Source organism: Bacillus sp. MHSD_36, from assembly GCF_030757775.1.
GTDB lineage: Bacteria > Bacillota > Bacilli > Bacillales > Bacillaceae_G > Bacillus_A.
The window spans coordinates 792,581-814,619 of sequence record NZ_JAVBIS010000001.1 but is presented as its reverse complement, the minus strand read 5'-3'; the positions used below and the strand labels follow the sequence as shown (position 1 = coordinate 814,619).

Annotated in this window: 22 protein-coding genes and 3 pseudogenes; 10 read left to right on the top strand and 15 right to left on the bottom strand. The window is 35.5% G+C overall.

The window, feature by feature from the left end:
• Positions 1-13 precede the first annotated feature (13 nt).
• On the top strand, positions 14-451 hold the full coding sequence (locus Q9B79_RS04200) for a YndM family protein (protein ID WP_140971500.1): 438 nt from the start codon (positions 14-16) through the stop codon (positions 449-451).
• A gap of 210 nt (positions 452-661) precedes the next feature.
• Here the strand turns inward: Q9B79_RS04200 and Q9B79_RS04195 are convergent, their stop codons facing one another.
• Positions 662-1,192, bottom strand: a complete 531-nt coding sequence (locus Q9B79_RS04195; RefSeq protein WP_306183321.1) for a cysteine hydrolase family protein — start codon at positions 1,190-1,192, stop codon at positions 662-664.
• An 18-nt stretch (positions 1,193-1,210) separates the two neighbouring features.
• A pseudogene (locus tag Q9B79_RS04190) lies at positions 1,211-1,741 on the bottom strand (GNAT family N-acetyltransferase); the annotation flags it as partial.
• 200 nt (positions 1,742-1,941) lie between these two features.
• On the opposite strand from Q9B79_RS04190, the gene Q9B79_RS04185 reads away from it, so the two are divergent.
• On the top strand, positions 1,942-2,460 hold the full coding sequence (locus Q9B79_RS04185; RefSeq protein ID WP_306182740.1) for a kinase: 519 nt from the start codon (positions 1,942-1,944) through the stop codon (positions 2,458-2,460).
• Positions 2,461-2,535: 75 nt separating this feature from the next.
• Here the strand turns inward: Q9B79_RS04185 and Q9B79_RS04180 are convergent.
• The 3 genes and pseudogenes from Q9B79_RS04180 to Q9B79_RS04170 all read right to left on the bottom strand — a co-directional run.
• Positions 2,536-2,742 (bottom strand): annotated as a pseudogene (locus tag Q9B79_RS04180) (SMI1/KNR4 family protein); the annotation flags it as partial.
• A 252-nt stretch (positions 2,743-2,994) separates the two neighbouring features.
• Positions 2,995-4,317 (bottom strand): cell wall-binding protein EntB, encoded by a 1,323-nt coding sequence (gene entB, locus Q9B79_RS04175; RefSeq protein ID WP_306182739.1) that lies wholly within the window; start codon positions 4,315-4,317, stop codon positions 2,995-2,997.
• Between the two features lie 212 nt (positions 4,318-4,529).
• Positions 4,530-5,021, bottom strand: coding sequence for a nitroreductase (locus tag Q9B79_RS04170; protein WP_306182738.1), 492 nt, complete (start codon positions 5,019-5,021; stop codon positions 4,530-4,532).
• Positions 5,022-5,201: 180 nt separating this feature from the next.
• Between Q9B79_RS04170 and Q9B79_RS04165 the strand changes: the two genes are divergently transcribed.
• The 3 genes and pseudogenes from Q9B79_RS04165 to Q9B79_RS04155 all read left to right on the top strand — a co-directional run bounded on the left by Q9B79_RS04165 (position 5,202) and on the right by Q9B79_RS04155 (position 6,725).
• Positions 5,202-5,582 (top strand): VOC family protein, encoded by a 381-nt coding sequence (locus Q9B79_RS04165; protein WP_306182737.1) that lies wholly within the window; start codon positions 5,202-5,204, stop codon positions 5,580-5,582.
• Between the two features lie 35 nt (positions 5,583-5,617).
• A pseudogene (locus Q9B79_RS04160) lies at positions 5,618-5,925 on the top strand (GNAT family N-acetyltransferase); the annotation flags it as partial.
• A gap of 317 nt (positions 5,926-6,242) precedes the next feature.
• Positions 6,243-6,725, top strand: coding sequence for a hypothetical protein (locus Q9B79_RS04155; RefSeq protein WP_306182736.1), 483 nt, complete (start codon positions 6,243-6,245; stop codon positions 6,723-6,725).
• 44 nt (positions 6,726-6,769) lie between these two features.
• On the opposite strand, the gene Q9B79_RS04150 is transcribed toward Q9B79_RS04155, so the two are convergent.
• A complete protein-coding gene (locus Q9B79_RS04150; protein WP_306183320.1) occupies positions 6,770-7,822 on the bottom strand; it encodes a DUF2332 domain-containing protein in 1,053 nt (350 codons plus the stop codon).
• Positions 7,823-8,195: 373 nt separating this feature from the next.
• On the opposite strand from Q9B79_RS04150, the gene Q9B79_RS04145 reads away from it, so the two are divergent.
• Complete coding sequence (locus Q9B79_RS04145) at positions 8,196-9,698, top strand: malate:quinone oxidoreductase (RefSeq protein WP_208735688.1); 1,503 nt, start codon at positions 8,196-8,198, stop codon at positions 9,696-9,698.
• Positions 9,699-9,744: 46 nt separating this feature from the next.
• On the opposite strand, the gene lsrB is transcribed toward Q9B79_RS04145, so the two are convergent.
• The 4 genes from lsrB to Q9B79_RS04125 are packed head-to-tail and all read right to left on the bottom strand — an operon-like array spanning position 9,745 to position 14,202.
• Complete coding sequence (gene lsrB / locus Q9B79_RS04140; protein ID WP_306182735.1) at positions 9,745-10,788, bottom strand: autoinducer 2 ABC transporter substrate-binding protein LsrB; 1,044 nt, start codon at positions 10,786-10,788, stop codon at positions 9,745-9,747.
• Positions 10,785-11,774, bottom strand: a complete 990-nt coding sequence (locus tag Q9B79_RS04135) for an ABC transporter permease subunit (protein ID WP_306182734.1) — start codon at positions 11,772-11,774, stop codon at positions 10,785-10,787. Before Q9B79_RS04135 ends, lsrB begins: the two co-directional genes overlap by 4 nt.
• Complete coding sequence (locus tag Q9B79_RS04130; protein WP_306182733.1) at positions 11,771-12,724, bottom strand: ABC transporter permease subunit; 954 nt, start codon at positions 12,722-12,724, stop codon at positions 11,771-11,773. The genes Q9B79_RS04135 and Q9B79_RS04130 overlap by 4 nt, the downstream gene beginning before the upstream one ends.
• Positions 12,724-14,202 carry a sugar ABC transporter ATP-binding protein gene (locus tag Q9B79_RS04125; protein ID WP_306182732.1) on the bottom strand — a complete coding sequence of 493 codons (1,479 nt, stop codon included), beginning with the start codon at positions 14,200-14,202 and terminating at the stop codon, positions 12,724-12,726. Before Q9B79_RS04125 ends, Q9B79_RS04130 begins: the two co-directional genes overlap by 1 nt.
• Before the next feature lie 197 nt (positions 14,203-14,399).
• Between Q9B79_RS04125 and Q9B79_RS04120 the strand changes: the two genes are divergently transcribed.
• Genes Q9B79_RS04120 through lsrF form a run of 4 tightly spaced genes read left to right on the top strand, consistent with a single transcriptional unit; the run spans position 14,400 to position 18,071 of the window.
• Entirely contained in the window at positions 14,400-15,332 is a 933-nt protein-coding gene (locus tag Q9B79_RS04120; protein ID WP_306182731.1) for a sugar-binding transcriptional regulator, read from the top strand.
• Positions 15,332-16,894 (top strand): autoinducer-2 kinase, encoded by a 1,563-nt coding sequence (gene lsrK, locus Q9B79_RS04115; protein WP_306182730.1) that lies wholly within the window; start codon positions 15,332-15,334, stop codon positions 16,892-16,894. Before Q9B79_RS04120 ends, lsrK begins: the two co-directional genes overlap by 1 nt.
• Before the next feature lie 25 nt (positions 16,895-16,919).
• Positions 16,920-17,282: a cupin domain-containing protein gene (locus Q9B79_RS04110; RefSeq protein WP_000909989.1), complete on the top strand. Its 363-nt coding sequence runs from the start codon at positions 16,920-16,922 to the stop codon at positions 17,280-17,282.
• A 6-nt stretch (positions 17,283-17,288) separates the two neighbouring features.
• Positions 17,289-18,071, top strand: coding sequence for a 3-hydroxy-5-phosphonooxypentane-2,4-dione thiolase (gene lsrF, locus Q9B79_RS04105; RefSeq protein ID WP_000219783.1), 783 nt, complete (start codon positions 17,289-17,291; stop codon positions 18,069-18,071).
• A gap of 122 nt (positions 18,072-18,193) precedes the next feature.
• On the opposite strand, the gene Q9B79_RS04100 is transcribed toward lsrF, so the two are convergent.
• The 5 genes from Q9B79_RS04100 to Q9B79_RS04080 all read right to left on the bottom strand — a co-directional run bounded on the left by Q9B79_RS04100 (position 18,194) and on the right by Q9B79_RS04080 (position 22,027).
• Positions 18,194-18,697, bottom strand: a complete 504-nt coding sequence (locus Q9B79_RS04100; RefSeq protein ID WP_306182729.1) for a GNAT family N-acetyltransferase — start codon at positions 18,695-18,697, stop codon at positions 18,194-18,196.
• A gap of 313 nt (positions 18,698-19,010) precedes the next feature.
• A complete protein-coding gene (locus Q9B79_RS04095) occupies positions 19,011-19,406 on the bottom strand; it encodes a VOC family protein (protein WP_306182728.1) in 396 nt (131 codons plus the stop codon).
• Between the two features lie 203 nt (positions 19,407-19,609).
• Positions 19,610-20,314, bottom strand: coding sequence for a nucleotidyltransferase domain-containing protein (locus tag Q9B79_RS04090; protein ID WP_306182727.1), 705 nt, complete (start codon positions 20,312-20,314; stop codon positions 19,610-19,612).
• A 69-nt stretch (positions 20,315-20,383) separates the two neighbouring features.
• Positions 20,384-20,710, bottom strand: a complete 327-nt coding sequence (hmoA, locus tag Q9B79_RS04085) for a heme-degrading monooxygenase HmoA (protein ID WP_000469496.1) — start codon at positions 20,708-20,710, stop codon at positions 20,384-20,386.
• A gap of 96 nt (positions 20,711-20,806) precedes the next feature.
• On the bottom strand, positions 20,807-22,027 hold the full coding sequence (locus Q9B79_RS04080; RefSeq protein WP_306182726.1) for an MFS transporter: 1,221 nt from the start codon (positions 22,025-22,027) through the stop codon (positions 20,807-20,809).
• Between the last annotated feature and the right edge of the window lie 12 nt (positions 22,028-22,039).

Here is a 22,039-nt window from a genome sequence, read left to right as displayed (position 1 = left end):
GGAGGTGTAAATTTTGAATGATTTCACAGTAGTGCTTATCAAGTTTATATCGTGCATTATCGCATTTAGTATTGGACTGGCTTTATTTTTCCCTGCAACGTTCGTTCAAATCATTTCATTCAGTCTCTTTGTTACAATCGTATCCTACATGTTCGTTGATAAAATTATTTTAAATCGAATTGGCAGTACTGGTGCCATTATGACAGATTTCTTATTAACGTATTTAAGCGTTTGGATTTTCGGTAATATTTTATTAGACAACTATATGCAAATTGCATGGGGCAGTATCCTTTCGGCGATTGTCTTCACATTATCAGAAGTAATCGTTCATCGTTTTTCAAATGCCCGCACAAGGCATAACAATGATAATATTCATATTAATCGCCGCTTTGCATATGGTACGGAATTTGCTGAAGAACAAAATATATTGGATAAAGATAAAAAGAAATAACGTTTTGATGCAGGAGCGCCCTTTTTAATTTTGTGGTGCTCCTTTTTGTGTTTTCATTATGATACGTGAAATTATATCGACGATTTTTCAAATATATCTATCGTAACTTGAAATATATCAACGATTATTTAAATATATCGACGTTTCGACAAAGAATATCGATTTACCGACATTATTTGACACGATTTCCTCTAATAAAAAAACTGCCTCTTATTTAGAGACAGTTACTTTCAAATCTTTTAATGTAACGACATCAGCAAACGCTCCAAACACTACGTTATGATGCTTCACAATGTCTTCAGCATGTAATACTTCTGTATCAAACGTACTATGTGCATCACTCACTAACGTTACTTTATACCCTTCACTAAACGCTCTGCGCGTTGTCGTATCCACACAGTACTGCGTCTGCATTCCTGAAATTATAACATGATCGATTCCCTTGTCTTGCAATACTTCTTTTAGGTTCGTCTTGTGGAACGAATCTGGCGTCGTTTTTTCAACGATACTGTCCCCTTCTTGTGGTGCAATTTCCACATGGATCTTCCAGCCATCTGTACCTTTTTCTAACGGATGATCTTTTGGTCCGTTATGTTGTACATAAATAACCGGTATATCATTTAAACGGCATTCCCCAATAAGCTCTTGTAATGTTTGTAAAAACTTTTCCCCATTATGTACTGGCATTCCTGCTGTATACATTCCCGTTTGCACATCGATTACAATTAATGCTTTTTTCATTTCGCATAACTCCCTTATTTTGTATTCTACCATCCAACAATCTTCTAATTTTCCCTCATGTAGCTCATGTTCCTTTAACATCTTCACCTTTTTAAATCCACATTTTTCATAACACTTTATCGCACGTTCATTATTAACTTTCGGGTCCATTGCGATTGCTTCTGCTCCCGCGTTCTCCATAATATATGTAATTGCTGCGTGAACAAGTTTTGTGCCAATACCTTTTCCCCAATAAGTCGTTTCTCCTATAAATTGATCCATTCCCCATACATTTTTTGATTCTTCATAGCCATATAATCTTTTCCACTCAGAATCAACTGGATACATTTGAATGTATCCAATCGGGACGTCATCAAATTCTATTAAACACCTTTTTTCATAACTGTTTGGATTATGTATAAAATGATCAAGTACCTTTTCTACAGATTGCGGATTATCTCGCCCTTCGTAATACTGCAGGACTTCTGGGTTCGTTAACCATTTTGAAATGATTGGTGCATCCTCTTCTACTACATACCTAACCGATACATTATCTTTTTGAAATAGCATATAGTACCTCTTTTTAATTATTTATATTTTTTCTTGTTGTGAAATCTTTAATCGCCTCTAGATAGCGAAACCATATCCGTTTCCATATAGGTTTGTGCATTTTTTAATGTATCACCTTTAAATATCCATCATATTGATTATACACTTTCTTCGTTTTATTTGTTAAAATTTTCTATATAATCACGTTGGGGGAATACATTATGTCTAATCCTATACTTAAATCAACATTAATCATTCTTAGGGGAAACTCCGCAAGCGGTAAAACAACAATCGCAAAGCAACTACAAGAACATTTCGGACAAGGGACACTTTTAGTATCACAAGATGTTGTGCGTAGAGATATGCTTAGAATACACGATACGATGGGCAATTTATCACATGATTTACTATGTGAAATTACAAAGTATGGAAAAGGAAAATGTGAGTTTGTTATTTTAGAAGGTATATTAAATAGTCGAAGATACGGTGAAATGTTGAAAGAATTAATACATTTTTTTGAAGGAAACGCCTATACATATTACTTTGATTTATCGTTAAATGAAACGATTCGACGACATAATACAAGGGAAAAAAGGCATGAATTTGGTGAGGATTCCCTACAAAAATGGTATAATCCACACGATACAATTGAAGTTACTAGAGAAACTGTTTTTACAGATAATTTCACGCAAAAAGACATATTTGATGCGATTCTTAATGATGTTGTGATACAAAAATAAGACCGACAGAATATGTCGGTCTTATTTTCTTTATGTACTTTGTATTTCAGTTTTTATAATTGAACAATCTTTACATAATATATCATCCCAAGTTTGCGTTACATTTCTACTATCTTTAATCGGATATAGTATCCATTCCCCTACTTCAGCGCTATTAACCAATTTAATAAGATCTCTATATTGCATTGGGAAAGCAGCACCTAACTTTTCTTCAGTTTCTTTTATATGCAACTCCAATACACCTTGTTTCTTTGTTTCAATATATTCTCTTACTTCTTTCATGAAATACACCAATCCTTTAAACTTAATTACACTATTATGAGTGAAAGCATTCAGTAAATGATTTGATCCTATTTATATATTTCATTATACGTTAATCCGTCGTTGTCAACATACCTTTCTTCTCTACTTCCATATCTCATTATTAATATTTTTATGTAATAAACCCTTTAAAAATTCTATGTTACTTCCACTCAAAAAATAAAAGCCAGCCTCAATAAAGAGAACTGACTTCTATCTAGTTAACTATATTTATTAAAGAATTTTAACTTTAACAGTTTGTCTTCCCCAATTCATAGCTTTACTTTTTGAACCCATTAAAACATCAATACGATTTCCTTTAATAGCACTTCCCGTATCACCAGCGATAGCTTCTCCATAACCTTCTACCCAAACTTTAGATCCTAATGGGATTACTTTCGGATCTACCGCGATAATTCTCATATTCGGATTAGCCGTTAAATCATGCCCCATCGCAGTTAAAACGCGTCCACCATATGTACCATTTTCACTTGGATCAGCAGTATATGCTGTCGCTACTACCGTTAATTCACGTTTAGAATACTGTATGTTATTTTTAGACTCTTCTTTTACTTTTGCTTCTTCCTTAGCTTTTGCTATTTCTCTTGCTTTCTCTTCTTCTTTAGCCTTTGCTATTTCTCTTGCTTTGGCCTCTTCCTTAACTTTTGCTATCTCTCTTGCTTTCTCTTCTTCTTTAGCCTTTGCTATTTCTCTTGCTTTTTCTTCTTCTTTAACCTTTGCTATTTCTCTTGCTTTGGCCTCTTCCTTAGCTTTTACTTCTTCTTGGGCTTTCACGTCTTCTTTAGGCTTTACTACTTCTTGTACTTTTACTTCTTCTTTAGGTTGTACTACTTTTTGTACTTTCGCTTCTTCCTTAGGTTTTACCACTTCTTGTACTTTCGCTTCTTCCTTAGACTTTATTACTTCTTGTACTTTCGCTTCTTCCTTAGGCTTTACTACTTCTTGTACTTTCGCTTCTTCCTTAGGTTGTACTACTTCTTGTACTTTCGCTTCTTCCTTAGGCTTTACTATCTTTTGTGCTTTAACTTCATCCTTAGCTTTAGCTGTTTTGTGTACTTTCGCTACTTGCTTCGTTTTCTCTTTAGCTGTTTTTTCAATTGGTGCTGTACTTGATAGGAAAGAAACGTTAACATAAGCTGTTTTTCCTTTATACTCAAATTGTAACCAACCGTCTTTTACTTGATGCGTTGATTCAATTACATCATTTGTTTTTAGTCTACCAAGTATTTCTGATTCTGTACTTGCATCAGAACGGACATTTAACAAATTCGCTGTTACATAATACACATCTTTTGTAAACTCCGCACTTACAAAGACTTCTTTACCATTTAAATCAATTTTGGACCAGCCTTCTTCCGTATTTATAACCTTTAACTTTTCTCCTTCTTTTACTTTTTTGACAACTTTTGATTCCGTAGTCGGTTTTTCACGTACGTTGAGTACATCTGCTGTTACGATTGTTTCTGCGGTAGCAGTTGTAGTAAGTGCTCCCAATCCAAAAACAGTTGCTGTTGCTGCGCCAATTATTTTTTTCATATTAGCCTCCATTACGTTTTTTGTATTCTATGAAAAATTCCCATAAAACCAGGAAATTCCACAGCTTATTAAAACATTTGCAACAGTATATTATTATCGCTTAATATACTGTTTTTAAAACTTCCTACTTCAATAGTATCAAATTCTCATTTCTAATTCTATACATTATCAATCTCTTCATCTTCTATAAACACTTCATGCCCTTTTGCATACTAAATCGTTGTCACAATTCCTGCCAAAAATAAACTTACAATTGCTAAAAATTTTGTACCGACTATAGCCCCTCTTAAATGAAACTTATAATCTTTGTATCCCTTCATGCCTTCTGTAGTAGGAATAACAACAAATCTTGGGGTAATCCAGCAAAAGATTAGCCAATCCAGTATAAACAAATCTACTAAATTAAAAATCATTAAAATACCAAAAGTATGTAAATAGGCATCAATATATAATAATTTTTCATGTTTATGTAATATATATGTAGAAACGAAAGGAGTACCGAAAAGAATAACATTATATGCAATGTTAAAGTAGATTGTTTGCTTTTTTTCATAAATCGATTTTGGAAAAACTACCTTTTGAATATCTTTTGGATAATCAGTTAACGAAAGACGCGGATTATAATATAAAGATCCTAAAATCATTACAGATAGTACAATAGACATGATGACACCAACGTACATCATTTGCTCAAATGGATTCATATACTTCATTCACCCTTTTCTGTAAAAACTATGTTGATTCTTTACTTACTTACACATTATATGCTCATATATAACCAAAAATTAACAATCACCTTTAACACCCAGTCAAAATTCTTGCAATACAGAAACAATTTTTATAAGGCGAAAGCCTAATTAGTTAAGTTAGGGCTGGTGAAAACTATGAAAATAGAACATATTGCAATTTGGGTAAATGATTTAGAATTAATGCGTACTTTCTATACGAAGTATTTTAATAGTAAAGCTAACTCTTTATATCATAACGAAGCGAAACAATTCGAATCTTATTTTATTACGTTTGAAACTGGAGCAAGGTTTGAACTTATGCGCAAAAAAGGTATTGAAAATGAGCTTAATCTTAATATAACTGGCTATGCACATATGGCGTTTCCAGTAGGCAGTGAGGAGCGTGTAAATGAAATTACTACAATCTTTAAAGATGCTGGTTATCCTTTACTAAATGGGCCACGTTTCACTGGAGATGGCTATTACGAAAGTGTAATAAGCGATCCTGAAGGTAATCAAATTGAAATTATGATTTAATTTATCTTTTTTCTAAAGAACAAGTGAAAATTAGTTTGAAGAAATATTATGCAAAAGCTAAATTTGAAGAAACAGATTTTACTTTATATTTCCAGCTCGTATCAAATGAATAAGTAATGGAACAAATTACTGAGCGTGCTATTCCGTTAGCTGGAGCGAAAAATGCCTTTACAACGCTGGTAAAACGCAATGAAAATCATCAACTATTCGGCTTTTATAAAGTATAGTTTCTATTACAAAAGAGTATATTGGTCTTGGACATGTTACGGTAAACAAGGATAATTTTAAAGAGGCTGAAATTGGTTATATGATTTTGCCAAAGCACTGGGGAAAATCATATGGATTGCCTGGGGAGATTTTGAGTACGATCATTTAACTATAAAAAAAGAAATGCTGCTTTTGAACTAAAAGTAGCATTTCTTTACATATTACGCCCTATTCAACCATCGAAAGTAAAACTTTCTCAAGCTCTTTTTTAGAAAGCATACTACCATTTAAATAACCATTCTTTTAATTGTACTTCATCCAACATTACGTTCCCCTCTCATAATCTTTCACACTATATTCGCCCGTTTCTCACAAAAGGTTCATTTTACATGGAAATTTATTTATTACAATAAAAATATAAGTTATATTTTTAAGGAAAGGAGGATTTCAAGAATGAATATAGAGGATAAAATTCACGCTGAAAATGTGTTAAAAAATCTCTTCGTAGGATCACAAGTTGATGGATTACAATTTGGAATTTCTCCAACCGCAATAAAGATTCATTTTACAAATTTTCACGACCCTGTTCATTATGAGGGGCAATTATATATCAGTATTGAAACGAAATGGTGTTTATTTAATAAACCTCCCCATAAATACCCATCTAATGAAGATGAATTTGACGATTATACTGAAGAAGAAGAATATAAGAGAATATTTGAAATGAGAAGACAAAGAGTTATAGATATACAACTCGGCATAGAAAGCCCTCATCTAATCATTACATTAGGGAATGGGCAAATTATTTTCGTAAATGGCTTTCATGATGATTATGAATGTTGGCAAGCTGGTGTTCAATGTGAGGATTGGCTTGTTGTTGCTGCACTGGGTAATGATATCTCCACTTGGACTCCCGATGAGTATCATGAAAAATAGCTAATGGCATATTCCCATTAGCTATTTTTTATTTTGCAGAAATACTAGCAAAGCGTCTTATTTCCAAGCTTCCAACTAAACCATCTTCCATGCCCTTCCGTTTCTCCAACCGTTTCACGATATTCGTTTCCGTTAATATAATAATCAATATGAAGGTCCCGGTCCCACATGTTGTTATATAGGTGGAATACGTCACGTTTTGCACCGATTTCTTGTATTTGTTTTTCTAGCTTATGTTTTACTTGTTCAGGTATTTGATTTGCGACGTGTGTATGGAAAATACAGATAACCGCATCATCATTTATTTGTTCAATAATAGATGGTAATAGCTCAACACCGTCACCTTCTATTAATTGGACAGATTCATTTTTCACTAAAGATGCGGCTTGGTCAAACATTTCAAGTCTTTCTTTATGTTCTGGCCAAATGAGTGCACGTAGCCATAAATAATCTTCGTCACTATGTAAATCATTTACAAGTAAGTCCAGTCCGATTCTTTCTACGACAGGTGGACTTTCTTTTAATAAACGAGGCACATTCTCCCCTCTTATTTCAGAAGTTAAATGTACATTCGAATTTATATTTCCGTATGTTTCACCTGTACCGTACGAATAGCTATATTGGTCCCAAAATAGTTGTAATCCAGAACTTGTACCAATTTCTATTAACGCTAACGGTTTATTCACCTTATTAAATATGTAACTGAAACTTGGATATAAGTACGCACATCGCCTTACTTCATTCGTTTGAACGAGTTTCGTTTGTAATAAAGTACTGATTTCTTCTCGGTACATTTTACAGAAATCCTTAAAATGATCAATAGCTTGGTCTAAATCGGTATTAGCATTTTCAACTAAGCTACTATAATACGTTTTTAATTGATGTTCTTTCCCTGCTAGTAATAAATAATGTACGGCTCCTAATAGTAAATTTGGGACTGGTTGGCCTGCTTGAGCGTAGGAAGATAGTGTAAGTACTTCCTCATCTTCAGCAATTTGTATTGATAAGTATTCATATAAGTCACTTGACCCTTTACATTCCTTTATTGAAAAATTTCGAAATAAGTTTGCGATTTGTTCTTGTGTACGCGTATGTATCCCCCTTTTTAATATTCAGAAGAATCATATAACAAACAGAGCAAAAAGTCCTATAAAAAGGAATCCTTTCTACCCACTTTTGGATACGTAAGCTTTTTCGAGATAATTTCAAACTGTAATTTTTTTCTATTCATTAACTGAAAAGTGCTTGTTAAATAAGAATTTTGGCAAATAAAGCGTTAAATATTTTAAAATTATCAGATAACACTAGATATTTTAGTCTATTAATTATTATAATAGAGTATGAGATGGTTATATAATTGAGACAAAAAAGGTAAATACCTAGGTGGGGCCTAGGCGGTGTTTTCATTTTACGGCTTAGATATAAAAACACCTACTCTTTTTTGCCAATATAGGGGATGGAGAGATTATCATGAGCAACATGCAGCAAAAAACAGACGTTATCTTAATTGGTGCAGGAATTATGAGTGCAACGTTAGGCTCATTACTAAAAGAATTAGCACCTGAATGGGAAATTAAAGTTTTTGAAAAACTCGCAAGTGCCGGGGAAGAAAGCTCTAACGAATGGAATAATGCAGGTACAGGGCATTCTGCGCTATGCGAACTGAACTATACTTCCGAAAAATCTGACGGATCTATAGATATTAGTAAGGCTGTAAAAGTGAATGAGCAATTCCAGCTTTCAAGACAATTTTGGGCATATCTTGTAAAAAGTAAATTAATTCGTAATCCACAAGATTTCATTATGCCTCTACCTCATATGAGTTTAGTACAAGGTGAAAAAAATGTTGAGTTTCTAAAAAACCGTTTTGAAGCGCTTTCAAAAAATCCACTGTTTCAAGGTATGGAATTTTCCGATGCTCCTGAAACATTAAAAAAATGGCTTCCACTCATTATGGAAGGACGTACATCCAACGAACCGATGGCGGCAACGAAGATTGACTCTGGAACAGATGTTAACTTCGGTGCATTAACTCGTATGTTGTTTGATTACTTACAAACGAAAAATGTCGAGCTAAACTACAAACATAGTGTCGAAAATATTAAACGCACGAAGAATGGTTTGTGGGAAGTAAAAGTACACGATATGAATAGTGGTAAAATTGAACATCATACAGCAAAATTTGTCTTTATCGGCGGCGGTGGAGGTAGCCTACCTCTACTACAAAAGACAGGTATTCCTGAATCAAAACATATCGGTGGATTCCCAGTAAGTGGACTATTTATGGTATGTAAAAACCAAAAAGTTGTAGAGCAACATCATGCGAAAGTATACGGTAAAGCTAAAGTTGGCGCTCCGCCAATGTCTGTACCTCACCTTGATACGAGATATATAGACAATAAAAAAGCTTTATTATTCGGACCGTTCGCAGGGTTCTCACCTAAATTCTTAAAAACTGGCTCAAATCTTGACTTAATTGGTTCTGTAAAACCGAATAACGTCTTAACGATGTTAGCTGCTGGTGTAAAAGAAATGGGACTAACAAAATACTTAATTCAACAAGTTATGTTATCACATGAAAAACGTATGGAAGAATTACGCGAATTCATTCCGAACGCGAAAAGTGAAGATTGGGATATTGTAGTTGCTGGGCAACGTGTGCAAGTAATTAAAGATACTGATGCTGGCGGTAAAGGTACACTTCAATTCGGTACTGAAGTTGTTAGTGCTGCTGATGGATCAATCGCTGCATTACTAGGTGCATCACCGGGTGCTTCTACTGCTGTTCACGTCATGCTTGAAGTATTAGAAAAATGTTTCCCAAGCCGTATGGTAGAATGGGAAGGAAAAATAAAAGAAATGATCCCTTCTTACGGCATTTCACTAACTGAAAATCCAAGATTGTTCCAAGACCTTCACACTTCGACTGGTCGTACACTTGGATTAAATGAAAAAGAAACAGTTCATAACTAATGAAGACATTAAAAAACGTCCGATATATTCGGACGTTTTTTCGTTACTAAAAATTATATTTATCAATATTATCCTTCGTAAATACAACTCTCTCTGGTAACACGATAATTCCATTTCCTTCTGCCTCATAATCATATCCTTGAATGGAGTTTGGCTCTACTTTCACTTTTCCGATTCCTTTTACTTCGAAGCTATCCCCTACTTTTAACTTCTTCCCTTTTACAACAATTTCATTTGCTACATAAGTTGCCAACGCACCTTGCTGTTTGACATCCCATAATCCGAATTGTTGTACTGTTCCTCGTTTTACATAATCACGCATAACGTTCGGTGTAGAAAATCCAGTTACGACTACTTTTTTATCCATTTTTAAATTTTCAGCTGCTTGTGCCATTGCCGGAAGTGCCGTTGCATCTGGACAAATGACGGCGTTAATATCCGGATACGTTTTTAATATGTTCTCCCCTACAGACAAAGACTTTTGCGCATTATTTTCACCGTACTGCGTTGTTACAATTTCCCAGTTCGGATATTTCTTTTTAATAATTTCTTTCGCTTTCGTTACCCATTGGTTTTGATCCGTTACTGTTGGGCTAGAGTAAAAGAAAGCTACTTTTCCTTTATCTCCAATTTGTTTAGAAGTCATTTCAATTAATAAATTAGCAAGTTGATCTGGTGTTCCTTGGCTTATATAAAATGAACGGTCTTTCGGATTGACATCAGAATCCCATGTTAAAACAGTCATCCCTTTTTTCTTAGCACGTTGCAATGATTGTGATAGACCATCTACTGACGTAGAAGAGACCATAAGTACATCATAGTTTTGATTAATAAAGTTGTTTATATATTTCACTTGACCTGATACACTTGCTTCAGACGGTCCATCATATTTCACTTGTACGCCTAACTTATCTCCCATCTCTTTTGCTCCTTCACCACCCGATGTAAAGAAGCCAACTCCAGTTAATTTCGGAATGAATGCAAATTTCACATCATCTGCCTTTTTCTTATCTGCCGTTTGACTAGAGCAAGCGATTAAACCGATTAAACAAATGCATACTATTAATATAATCCCCAGTTTTCTCTTCATGACATTTCCCCCTTATGCAAGTTCTTTCTTTTCCACGGTGTGAATTGATGTAATTTGAAATGTCTCATAATAACTGAAAGAATAAGAATAATACCAATAACTACGTTAGATTGTTCATTTGTTAACCCCGTCATTTGTAAGCCATACTGCATGAGTCCTATAAAAATACTCGCTAGTACAGTACCGATAATACTTCCTTTTCCCCCTGTAATAAGTGTCCCGCCTAATACGACTGCTGTAATGATTGGTAAAATCGTTTCACTTCCCATATCAGCACGGGCGGAACCGAAATATGCAGTTAAGAAAGCGCCCCCTAATCCACCTCCTAACCCGGAAAGTATGTAAGCGATGATGACTACTTTTTTTGTTTTGATCCCAGTGTATTTTGCGGTATTTTCGTTCGCACCTGTTAATTTGACGTGGCGCCCATAAATAGTACGGTGAAACAATACAGTGCATAAAATCGTTAATATAATCAATAACCATAATAAATTCGGTATCCCTATAAAACTACCGTTTGCCAGTTGTACAAATGCGTCAGGTAAACCACTTATCCCTTCATATCCAGAAGCACCTGCCCCTCCTGAAATGACGAGTGCAATTCCGCCGTATAAAAACATCGTTCCGAGTGTGACGACAAGTGGCTCTACATCTGTCATTTTTATAATGATTCCGTTTAAAGCTCCTGCTAAACAACTAATTATAAGAGTTAATATGACCGCTAGAAAAATAGGTGTTCCATTCATCCAAAGTACACCAATCAAGATGGAAGTGAGCCCCATTATTGAGCCGACCGATACATCAATTCCTCCTGTTACAATAACGAAAGTCATTGGTATCGCCGCGATTGCGATAAATAGGAAATCATTTGTACTATAAAGGAGATTACTAATATTTAAGAAATCACTATTTATAAAACTAAAGAGAATGAATTCTATTAGAAGTAATACGATTAGAACACCTTCCCATCTGTATACATACTTCATAGGTTCATCCTCCTTTCTGCCTTCCACTTTTTCATAACACTATCTAATATGACGATTAGTAATAATAAGAAACCTGAAATAGCATTATTCCAAAATGCTGGTATTTTTAAAAAGACGAGTGAACTGCTTATCGCCTCTAAAAATATCGCTCCTAATGCAGCTCCAACTATAGAACCCGTTCCTCCTTTTAAATGAACTCCTCCTAATACAGCTGCTGCGATAACCTGTAGTTCTATCCCGGTACCTGTTTGATTTGGAACGAACCCGATATTCATGACAAATATGCAACCAGCGAGCGCAGCGCTTATGCCTGAAATCATAAATGCATATATCTTTACTTTATTAACAGGTATACCAATGAGTCTCGCGCCATCTTCATTATCACCTACCGCATAAAAGTATCTTCCGAATGGCACTTTCCTTAAAAAGAAGTATAGTAGTAGTAAAATAATAAGAACAACCCATACAATTATCGGCAAACCAAGTATGACGATCGATGACAGTTGCTTAAAATTATTTGGTATATCTTCAATCCACTTTCCACCTGTGAAGATTAACATCGCACCTCTAATGACCCCTAACATACCTAATGTCATAATAATAGCTGGTACCCGAAACTTCGCAACACCAATACCGTTTATAAAACCGAGAATAGCGCCAAGTAAAATAGCAGCAAATATGGACAAAAATGCATGATATCCATCCGTTAACAACATTCCACAAACAGCTGCGCTTAATCCCATAATTGAACCGACTGATACGTCTATATTTTTCGTAAATAAGACGAACGATTGGCCAATTGCTAGCACGATTAAAATAACGCTTGATTTCATCATTAAAGATAACGAGTTAAGCTGAACGAAACTTGGATTTATCATTCCGACAACGGCAATGTAAATGAGTAATAATAGTATGATAGATGTTTCGTGCATTTTATACATACGTTTCATTACGTTACACCTCCGTATGCAAGACGTGTAACTTCATTTACAGTCATATTTTGTTTCTCTAAATGGGAAACAAAATGTCCATTTCGCATTACATATACACGATTTACTAATTGAACGATTTCTTCAACATCGGAAGAGATTAATAATATTGCGAGCCCTTGCCTTTTCATTTTTTCTATCGTCTCATATACTTCAATCCGTGCTTTCGCATCAATTCCGCGAGTCGGTTCATCAAGAATAATCATTTTCGGATTACACGCAAGATATTTTGCCAGCACGACTTTTTGCTGATTACCTCCCGATAAGGACGCTAGAACTTCATCCATGCTCCTTACAACAATTCGAAACTGTTCTACATACGACCTTACTAAAGCGCTTTCTTTTTCATGGTTAATGAAAAAACGACTATTCTGATGTAAACTTGCTGCAGTCATATTTTCTTTAACTGATGCAATTGAGAAAATACCATTTCTTGCTCTATCCTCTGGCACATAAACTAGTCCTTCGCTTAGTCTTTTATGCAAAGAGCATGAATCAATTGATTTTCCTTCTAATAAAATAGAACCTGATTTTATAGACTTCAATCCAAATATGGTTTCTGCTAATTCCGTTCTGCCTGATCCAACAATGCCAGCAATACCTACAATCTCCCCAGCATGTACAGTAAATGATATATTTTCGAATGCGTGACTCGTTATATCCGTTACTTCTAATATTTTTTTCGTTTCTTTTGTCTCTTGCACTACTTCTCTTTTCTCTTCTTGTTTATACCCTTTCGGCAATAGCCCCTCCATTAACATGTCATATGTATAGTCACATATATCACCTTGGCTTACAATCATTCCGTCACGTAATATCGCTACTTTGTTCGCAATTTCAAAGATTTCTGGAAAGCGATGCGTAATATATATCATTCCAATTCCTTTTTCTTGTAAACTTTTCATCAGCACAAAAAGACTCTTTATTTCATGAGTTGTTAATGTCGATGTTGGCTCATCTAAAATAAGAATCTCGGCTTCCCGTATTAATCCTCTAACGATTTCTACTAACTGTTGCTGCGCAATGGACAGTGATCCTCCTAGTTCTTTAAGATCAATATCCCACCTTAAACTGTCCATCAATTGCTGAATCTTTACTTTTAATTCCTTTTCCTTCCCTTTTAGTCCGATACATATATTTTCTTCAATGGTCATATGGGGAAAAATGAGTGGTTCTTGTGGTATTAAGTAAATCCCGTCTCGGTGTGCTTCTTTCGGATTTACAAACTGTTTCCTCATTCCTTTTACATACATTTCTCCACTATCATACGAATATAACCCCGTTAATATTTTCATTAATGTTGATTTTCCAGCACCATTTCCTCCAACTAAAGCGTATATATCGCCACGCTCTACTTGTAAGTTCACCTCTTTTAACACAAGTTGATTTGAAAACGCCTTACTCATTTTCTTTACTTGTAATAAGGGTACGTTCTCCACATGATGTCACCTACCTTTATTCAGAACATTTTTTGAGAAAATGATTATTTGTTCTACTTGTTTTGTAGCATTGTATATTCCTTTTTTCATATCTAGAACACTTTTTTCACCAGACAATTAATCGTTTCAACTGGAATAAACAAAATATATGGCACATATGTTTAAGCAGTGGTCAATTGTTGAAAGGGATGACGAGTATGACACAGCTGAACTTTGAACAGAATTTATTAACGAAAGTAGCTTGGTACTATTATAAAGATCAATTAACACAACAGGAGATTGCTTCACTCCTTCATATTTCAAGAAATAAAGTCGTCCGTTTATTAGAAAAGGCGCGCAGTGAAGGGATCGTTACATTTCACGTAAAAGGGACTGGTTTACACTGTTTAAGTATTGAGCGTGACCTGATGAAAAAATTCCACTTAAAAGATGCTTTCATTATCCCTACTCCAATAGACAATTATCACGCTTCTCTCGGAAAAGCTGCTGCACAATATTTAGAAACTCAGCTCCAGCAAGGTGATTTACTCGGCATTGGATGGGGCGAAACGATTAGCAAAATGCTAGAAAATATTCATTTTGAAAGTTCTATTAATCTTTCAATCGTAACGCTAACTGGCGGAGTAAATCACTATCTCCCAAGAAAACAAAACTATTTACACTACATGCAAGGCGATCTTCATATTATCCCTACGCCGTTTCTAGCATCTACAACCGAAATGGCACAAAGTATTCTATCAGAACCGAGTGTAAAAGATATGCTTCATGTCGCTTCACTTGCACATACGGCAGTTGTCGGTATTGGAGGATTATCTCAAGACGCTACGATTGTAAAGGAAGAAAAGTTAACGCTACGTGAGATGACATATATTCGTAGTCAAAACGGAGCTGGTGATATTTTAGGGCAGTTTTACAATACGAATGGTGATTTATTAAAGCTCCCACATCATAATCGACTAATCGGTACGCCGCTCTCGATTCTGCGCAAAATGAAACATGTCGTGGGTGTTGCTGGAGGTATAGAAAAGATAGATGCAATTTATGGTGCCTTAAAAGGAAAGTTCATTCATACATTAATTACTGATGAGGAAACGGCCCTCTCCTTATTACGAAAGGATGGTGATTGTTAATGTCTCATTTATTAGCTTTTGATGCTGGTACAGGAAGCATTCGAGCTGTTCTTTTTGATTTACTAGGTAATCAAATTGCGGTCAGTCAAAAAGAATGGGTTCATAATACAGATCCTCGTTACCCAGGTTCTATGAATTTTGATGTTATAGAAAACTGGAAGCTAGTACAACAGTGCACGAAAGAAGTTTTACAAAGAAGTAATGTCACGCCCTCTTCTATTTTAGCTATTAGCGCTACTAGTATGCGAGAAGGTTTTGTTTTATATGATAAAGGTGGGCAAGAAATATGGGCTTGCGCAAATGTTGATGGGCGTGCATCGGCTGAAGTTAGTGAGCTAAAAGAAATACGGTCACATCTTGAAGAAGATTTATATACTAGATCTGGTCAAACTTTTTCATTAGGCGCTTTACCTCGCCTACTTTGGATTAAAAAACATGAACCAGACGTCTATAGCAATATTCATTCTTTTACGATGTTAAACGATTGGATTTTATATAAACTAAGTGGCGTACTACAAATCGATCCTTCAAACGGATGTACATCCGGTATTTTTGACCTGCAAAATAGAGTATGGGATAACGATGTCGCTATCGAGTGCGGTTTAACGTTGCCATTTTCACCAATAGTAAATGAAGCTGGTACAGTAATTGGTACCGTCACAAAAGAGTGTGCGGCATTAACTGGATTACGTGAAGGAATTCCTGTCGTTGCCGGGGGCGGAGATGCACAAATGGCATCACTTGGAACAGGAGTAGTTAGACCTAATCAAACATTAATATGCGGCGGTAGTTTTTGGCAGCAAGAAGTGAATGTTACTGAGCCAATAACGGATCCACATGCTTCCATTCGAATAAATTGTCACGTCGTACCTAACCTTTGGCAATATGAAACGATTGCATTTTTTCCAGGGCTTGTTATGCGCTGGTTTCGAGACGCTTTTTGCTACGAGGAAAAGAAACTTGCTGACAAGCTTGGTGTAGATGCTTATGCATTATTAGAAGAACAAGCGAAAGACGTACCTGTCGGCTCACATGGTATTATCCCTACTTTTTCAAACGTAATGAACTACATTTCTTGGCGTCATGCCGCACCTTCTTTTTTAAATTTAAGTTTAGACGCTGACAAATGCGGAAAAAAAGAACTGTTTCGTGCTATTGAAGAAAATGCCGCCTTCGTTACACTTGGAAACTTAAAATTAATAGAAAATCTCACAGGAACATTTCCTTCTGAAGTCATTTTTGCTGGCGGTGCCGCTAAAGGAAAACTATGGCCACAAATTTTATCGGACGTCCTTGGTATTCCTGTGAAAGTACCTGTTGTGAAAGAAGCAGCTGCTTTAGGAACTGCGATTGCTGCTGGAGTTGGTGCTGGCATATATTCATCTATGGAAGAAACTGCCGAACAGTTTGTACAGTGGGAGCAAACATTCGAACCAATTACTGAAAATCACGAACTATATAAAGAGTTCTATGAAACATGGAAAACTGTATATGACAGTCAGCTCGCTTTAGCTGATAAAGGGCTCACCTCACATATGTGGATTGCGCCTGGTGCACTGTAACACATTACATAAAGGAGTGAACTGTATGCTAAAAGCGAATGAAAATGACTTCTCCTATCGCTTCGGTGATAACGGGCCGAAATATTTAATACAAGGTCCGAATATCGATCTTGGTCTTGTTGTCATTCAGCCTGGACAAGAGTTTCAAAACCATTATCATACGACGTGCGAAGAGGTCTTTTATGCATTAGAAGGTGAAATAGATTTCTATGTAAATAACGAAAGAGTTCCAATGAAACAGGGTGATGTCCTGCAAGTTCGCCCTCATGAATCTCACTATCTTATTAACCATTCTGACAAACCTTTTAAAGCGGTTTTCATAAAGTCACCACATTTACCAAATAAGGATACTGTTCAAACGGAAAATCCAACATTAACGAAGGAGTGATTTTGAATGACTTGGGGATTTAAAAATCGATTAAATACAATTTTACCTGATGGCAGAGCGGTTATGTTAGCGATAGATCACGGCTACTTTTTAGGACCAATTCACGGGCTAGAACAGCCACTGGAAACTGTTAAAAACTTACTTCCTTACACGGATTCTCTCTTTTTAACGCGAGGTGTACTTAGCTCATGCATTCCTGAAAATTGCAGTACACCGATGGTTATGCGTGTATCAGGCGGAGCTACTGTCGTCGGTAAAGACTTAGCGAATGAAACAATTGTTACCCCTGTAAAAGAAGCAGTAAAACAAAATGCAATTGGCGTAGGTGTATCTGTTTTCGTCGGATCAGACTATGAAACACAAACAGTTACAAATCTCGCAAATGTAGTTTCAGAAGCTCACGATTATGGTCTACCAGTACTCGGTATTACTGCTGTTGCGAAAGAATTACAAAAACGTGAAGCACGCTTTCTAGCACTCGCTTCCCGTGTATGTGTTGAAATGGGTGCTGACATTATTAAAACGTATTACTGTGAAGGATTCGAAAAAATAACGAGTACTTGCCCTGCCCCTGTTGTAATCGCTGGTGGTCCAAAACTAGATTCAATTGAAGACGCATTAAACATTACGTACAATGCACTGCAAGAAGGCGCAATCGGCGTAGATATGGGCCGCAACATATGGCAATCTGAACATCCAGCTGCGATGATTCAAGCGATACATGGTATTGTGAAAAATGGATTGAATGTGAAAGAGGCGTTGGAATTATATAATGATGTGAAAAATTAAGGTGAGAGATAGACTATTACACTTAAATAAATAAAAAATCAATATTTACTATAAGGAAAAGCCCATACCTAACATATGGGCTTTCTTTGACATTTCTTATTATTTCAAATTTGGCCAGGTCCCTACAAATCGCGCACATTCCAAACAATCTCACCGCGTTCGCCAAACGTACTATGATGCCGCTTAAATCCTATCTTCTCTAACACCCGAAAAGACGCAGTATTCCAAGCGCCTACAGTAGACCATAGTCTTTTGCGCCCCGTAGCAATCGCAGCCTCCAATACCGCTGATGCTGCCTCTGTCGCATAACCCATGCGATGAGCACTACGGAACAACTCGTATGCAATCTCCGGCTCTTCAAGCGTGGAACGACCGATAATTAAGCCACAGTAACCGATGAAATCTCCTTCGTCTCGTCTACGAATAGTGAGAAGAGAAATGCCATTTTCAACTGCTATCTTGCGCTTCTCAATAAGATCGTTACGAACAGATTCAACGGTTGGCATTTCCACTCCACGTTCACCAATTAGTTCTCTAAGCCAGACTGCATCGGATTCCTCCCACATATTCAGGTCGAGTCGTTCCGTTCTTAGCTGGAACGCCATATCTTTAAAAACAGCTGTCATAGCGGTAACCTCCTATTGATTTCACGGTACTACTTATAATAGTTTCGTACTTTACCATATGGGAAACCTACTTCATTCTCTAATTTTTTCACCATCATATATTAATATCATTTTATATATAAGCGATTCTTTTACAAAATAGACCTTTTTATCAAACTTCATTTTAAATCTATAATATTTCGTTTAAGGTGAACATCCTCTAGTTTATTAACAATTTATTGTTCGCTTATCATACAAATAAAATAATCAAATCCCTTTCCAAACTGGATAAGGAGCTATATTTACATCTTCAAACAATTTCTCTCGTTGATTGCTATTGAATTTTCTTACCACCTTTATAGTCAAGGCAGGATACTTCAATTAACAATCCATTAAACATTGTAAAATAGAAACCATAACTATTACCTCTCATTGCATACGGTTCCTTGTCTATTTCAATGTCACCAGCTACTAATCGATTATATGCTTGATCAACTTCACTTGAAGTATCCACTAAAAAACCAATATGAAAAGCTTCAGGATACATCACTTCCTTATTCCCCTTAAATGCTTTTGGATCGCTTAGCACAAGTATAAATCCACTCTCATCACTCATCACTACTAGTGCCTTTCCCTTTTGCTCCAAAAATTGAAAATCAAAAAATGTTTCAAAGAAATGTCTCGCTTCTGATAAATCATCAACACATAGATTCAAGTGATTCAACTTCATTCGCTCATCTCCTTTTAAGCAGAGGGTATATAGACTCATTTTCATAACATTTAAATATGTAAGGAAAGATATTCAAGCGTTCCGTCTAAGACTATGCTTTATAGTCTAATACTTTTTTCTATAGTCTAGAACGTTTTTTTATGAGTGCAATTCCATAAACCGTTCGACGTGAAATATTAATTTACCTATATAAAATAGCCTCATTATTTATTTTCCAGATTGTGTAGAACCCACTCAATCAGGAAAATTGCTGCAGAGGTACGTTCTGTCGTATCACCTAAAAACAGTTTATTTATAAAACCTTCAAAATCAGTTGGTACTTTAGATAATGTTTCAATATACTTCAAAACAGATCCTGCTGGCGGTGTAGGCTTATTATTTACAGCCCATATCCCATCTAACAATGTCCAAGTTGAAGTTTGAACTATGTATGAAACTTTTAACTCATCATTTGCTTTCAAAGCAGATTGAATTTTAATTAACGAACTATGCAACCAATGAGAAATACCCTTCATTTTGTCGCTAGAAACACGATAGTTTTCAAACTCAGATATAGCTATTCCCTTTAATTTTTTTAAGTCTCCACTTTTATCAAATAAAATTTCACCTTCTAAAAATGAATATAGTTCCATCGGATTGTTTTTAAAGTTTACTTGAATTTGATTAAAATCTGCACTCTTATATTCAACTAAAATATCTTCTCTCGTTTCAGAATGAAATTTCTTCTTTTGCCCTTCTTCTAAAAGAATATAAAAATCTAAATCCGAATCAGGATATGCGTCACCTCTTGCGACAGATCCAATTAGCATGAATCCATTTACTTTATCTCTAAATAAATATTCATTTAAAATTGTTTGTACCAATTTTTTATGTTTTTCATTTGTAATGAATGAAAAACTCTCCATCATTTCCATCCCCCATTACTACAAAAAGAGGATACATGTTAGCATCTACAACATGTATCCTCTACTTATATATTACGACTGTTGATAAGCCGCTTTCGATGATTTCACATAATAAACTGCGTGATCCACATTAATGATATGATCTGGTTTTGGTTTACCACGGCCCGCTCTATGTCCAGCTAAATGTTCTTCACTCGTTTCCCAGTTTTTCCATGCTTCTTCAGATTCCCAGCGAATCATAACGACTACTTCTTCGTCTCCGCGTCTTACTTTTTTCACAAGAACACTCAAGTCAATAAAGCCTTCAAATTTTTCAATAATACCTTCTCCAGTGAAACGTTCTACAACTATATTTGATGTACCTTCTTTTACTGTAAATGTTTTCGTTTCAATAAACATATAATCCACTCCTTCTTTTTATTACGAATACTAGTATTCTTCCATTATAATTGATTATGATAATTATTTTCAATTATAAAGTTTAAGTTTTTCGAATTATGCTGTTTTCTCTTCTATCGCCTCATCTAAAAATTTGAAATATGGGAGTAATATTCCGACTAAAGAAGTGACACATATAATTGAACCGATAATAAAGTATAGTGCTCTTATTCCCCACATTTCACTTAGTATGCCTCCTAATAAAACACCTAACGGCATAGCGGATCGTATGAAAAATAATCGTACTGAAAATACTTGTCCTATCATATTGTTCGGGACTGATTGTTGGCATATCGTCGTATTATAAACATTGAAAAAGGCAATACAAACACCTGCAATTATTTCAAGTATTATCGCTATTACAATACTGTGGTTAAAACCTAGCGAAATGTATGTGAGTCCCCCTATAAACAATCCTCCAAGCATAAGTATACGCCGGCTGTTATATGTTACTTTTCCGACTAGTATAGATCCAACTACATAGCCAAGTGGGAATCCGGCCATAAAATAACCAAATTCCGCATATCCCGCTGATAGCTCATCTTTTATATAAGGAAGGTTTGTGACCATTGTTACTCCTACTCCAAATTGAACGAAAGTTAGAAATATACCGAGCCAAACGATGATTGGTTTTGTGAAAAAATATGTAAAACCGTGAAGAAATTGTTCTAGCCACGTTTTCCGAATGGATTGTGATGTTCTATTTTCTTTTATATAAAGTAAGAAAGTACCACTAACAAATAAACAAATGCATACGAAGAATAATGCAAGTTTTGTTCCAATCCAATGAATGACTACTCCGCCTAATACTGGCGCAATAAACATCATAAGGCGAGTCATTCCATCAATGTACGCATTTACATCTTGAAGTTGTTCTTTCTTTACAATGCTCGGTGTAATTGCTTGACTTGCAGGTGTATAAAGTGGTGTAATAAGCCCAACTACAATTTGAACAATATAAATGTGCCAAACTTCTATATTACTTGTAAGTATCATGACGAACGGCAATAAGAAAACGGAAGCTCGTACCCATTGTGAAAAAATCATAATCCACTTCCTGCTCCATTTATCAATAAATGGGCCACTTATTAGTTGCAGTATGAGTGATGGAATGAAATATAATAGCCACATACTACTTAAAGCTGTTTTTGACCCTGTTAATTCATAAACAAGAATCGAATTACATAACGTTCCGAAGCTCCCGCCCAATTCTGAAATCGCGCTACCTATCCACATGAAAAAGAACGAACGATTTTTCAATACATTTTTCAATTTCATACACCAACTTTT

What these genes read in the sequence shown, in the direction of transcription:
- Q9B79_RS04195 (WP_306183321.1), bottom strand. Translation starts at nt 1,192, where the DNA reads ATGAAAAAAGCATTAATTGTAATCGATGTGCAAACGGGAATGTATACA.
- Q9B79_RS04185 (WP_306182740.1), top strand. Translation starts at nt 1,942, where the DNA reads ATGTCTAATCCTATACTTAAATCAACATTAATCATTCTTAGGGGAAAC.
- entB (WP_306182739.1), bottom strand. Translation starts at nt 4,317, where the DNA reads ATGAAAAAAATAATTGGCGCAGCAACAGCAACTGTTTTTGGATTGGGA.
- Q9B79_RS04170 (WP_306182738.1), bottom strand. Translation starts at nt 5,021, where the DNA reads ATGAATCCATTTGAGCAAATGATGTACGTTGGTGTCATCATGTCTATT.
- Q9B79_RS04165 (WP_306182737.1), top strand. Translation starts at nt 5,202, where the DNA reads ATGAAAATAGAACATATTGCAATTTGGGTAAATGATTTAGAATTAATG.
- Q9B79_RS04155 (WP_306182736.1), top strand. Translation starts at nt 6,243, where the DNA reads ATGAATATAGAGGATAAAATTCACGCTGAAAATGTGTTAAAAAATCTC.
- Q9B79_RS04145 (WP_208735688.1), top strand. Translation starts at nt 8,196, where the DNA reads ATGAGCAACATGCAGCAAAAAACAGACGTTATCTTAATTGGTGCAGGA.
- lsrB (WP_306182735.1), bottom strand. Translation starts at nt 10,788, where the DNA reads ATGAAGAGAAAACTGGGGATTATATTAATAGTATGCATTTGTTTAATC.
- Q9B79_RS04135 (WP_306182734.1), bottom strand. Translation starts at nt 11,774, where the DNA reads ATGAAGTATGTATACAGATGGGAAGGTGTTCTAATCGTATTACTTCTA.
- Q9B79_RS04130 (WP_306182733.1), bottom strand. Translation starts at nt 12,724, where the DNA reads ATGAAACGTATGTATAAAATGCACGAAACATCTATCATACTATTATTA.
- Q9B79_RS04120 (WP_306182731.1), top strand. Translation starts at nt 14,400, where the DNA reads ATGACACAGCTGAACTTTGAACAGAATTTATTAACGAAAGTAGCTTGG.
- lsrK (WP_306182730.1), top strand. Translation starts at nt 15,332, where the DNA reads ATGTCTCATTTATTAGCTTTTGATGCTGGTACAGGAAGCATTCGAGCT.
- Q9B79_RS04110 (WP_000909989.1), top strand. Translation starts at nt 16,920, where the DNA reads ATGCTAAAAGCGAATGAAAATGACTTCTCCTATCGCTTCGGTGATAAC.
- lsrF (WP_000219783.1), top strand. Translation starts at nt 17,289, where the DNA reads ATGACTTGGGGATTTAAAAATCGATTAAATACAATTTTACCTGATGGC.
- Q9B79_RS04100 (WP_306182729.1), bottom strand. Translation starts at nt 18,697, where the DNA reads ATGACAGCTGTTTTTAAAGATATGGCGTTCCAGCTAAGAACGGAACGA.
- Q9B79_RS04095 (WP_306182728.1), bottom strand. Translation starts at nt 19,406, where the DNA reads ATGAAGTTGAATCACTTGAATCTATGTGTTGATGATTTATCAGAAGCG.
- Q9B79_RS04090 (WP_306182727.1), bottom strand. Translation starts at nt 20,314, where the DNA reads ATGATGGAGAGTTTTTCATTCATTACAAATGAAAAACATAAAAAATTG.
- hmoA (WP_000469496.1), bottom strand. Translation starts at nt 20,710, where the DNA reads ATGTTTATTGAAACGAAAACATTTACAGTAAAAGAAGGTACATCAAAT.
- Q9B79_RS04080 (WP_306182726.1), bottom strand. Translation starts at nt 22,027, where the DNA reads ATGAAATTGAAAAATGTATTGAAAAATCGTTCGTTCTTTTTCATGTGG.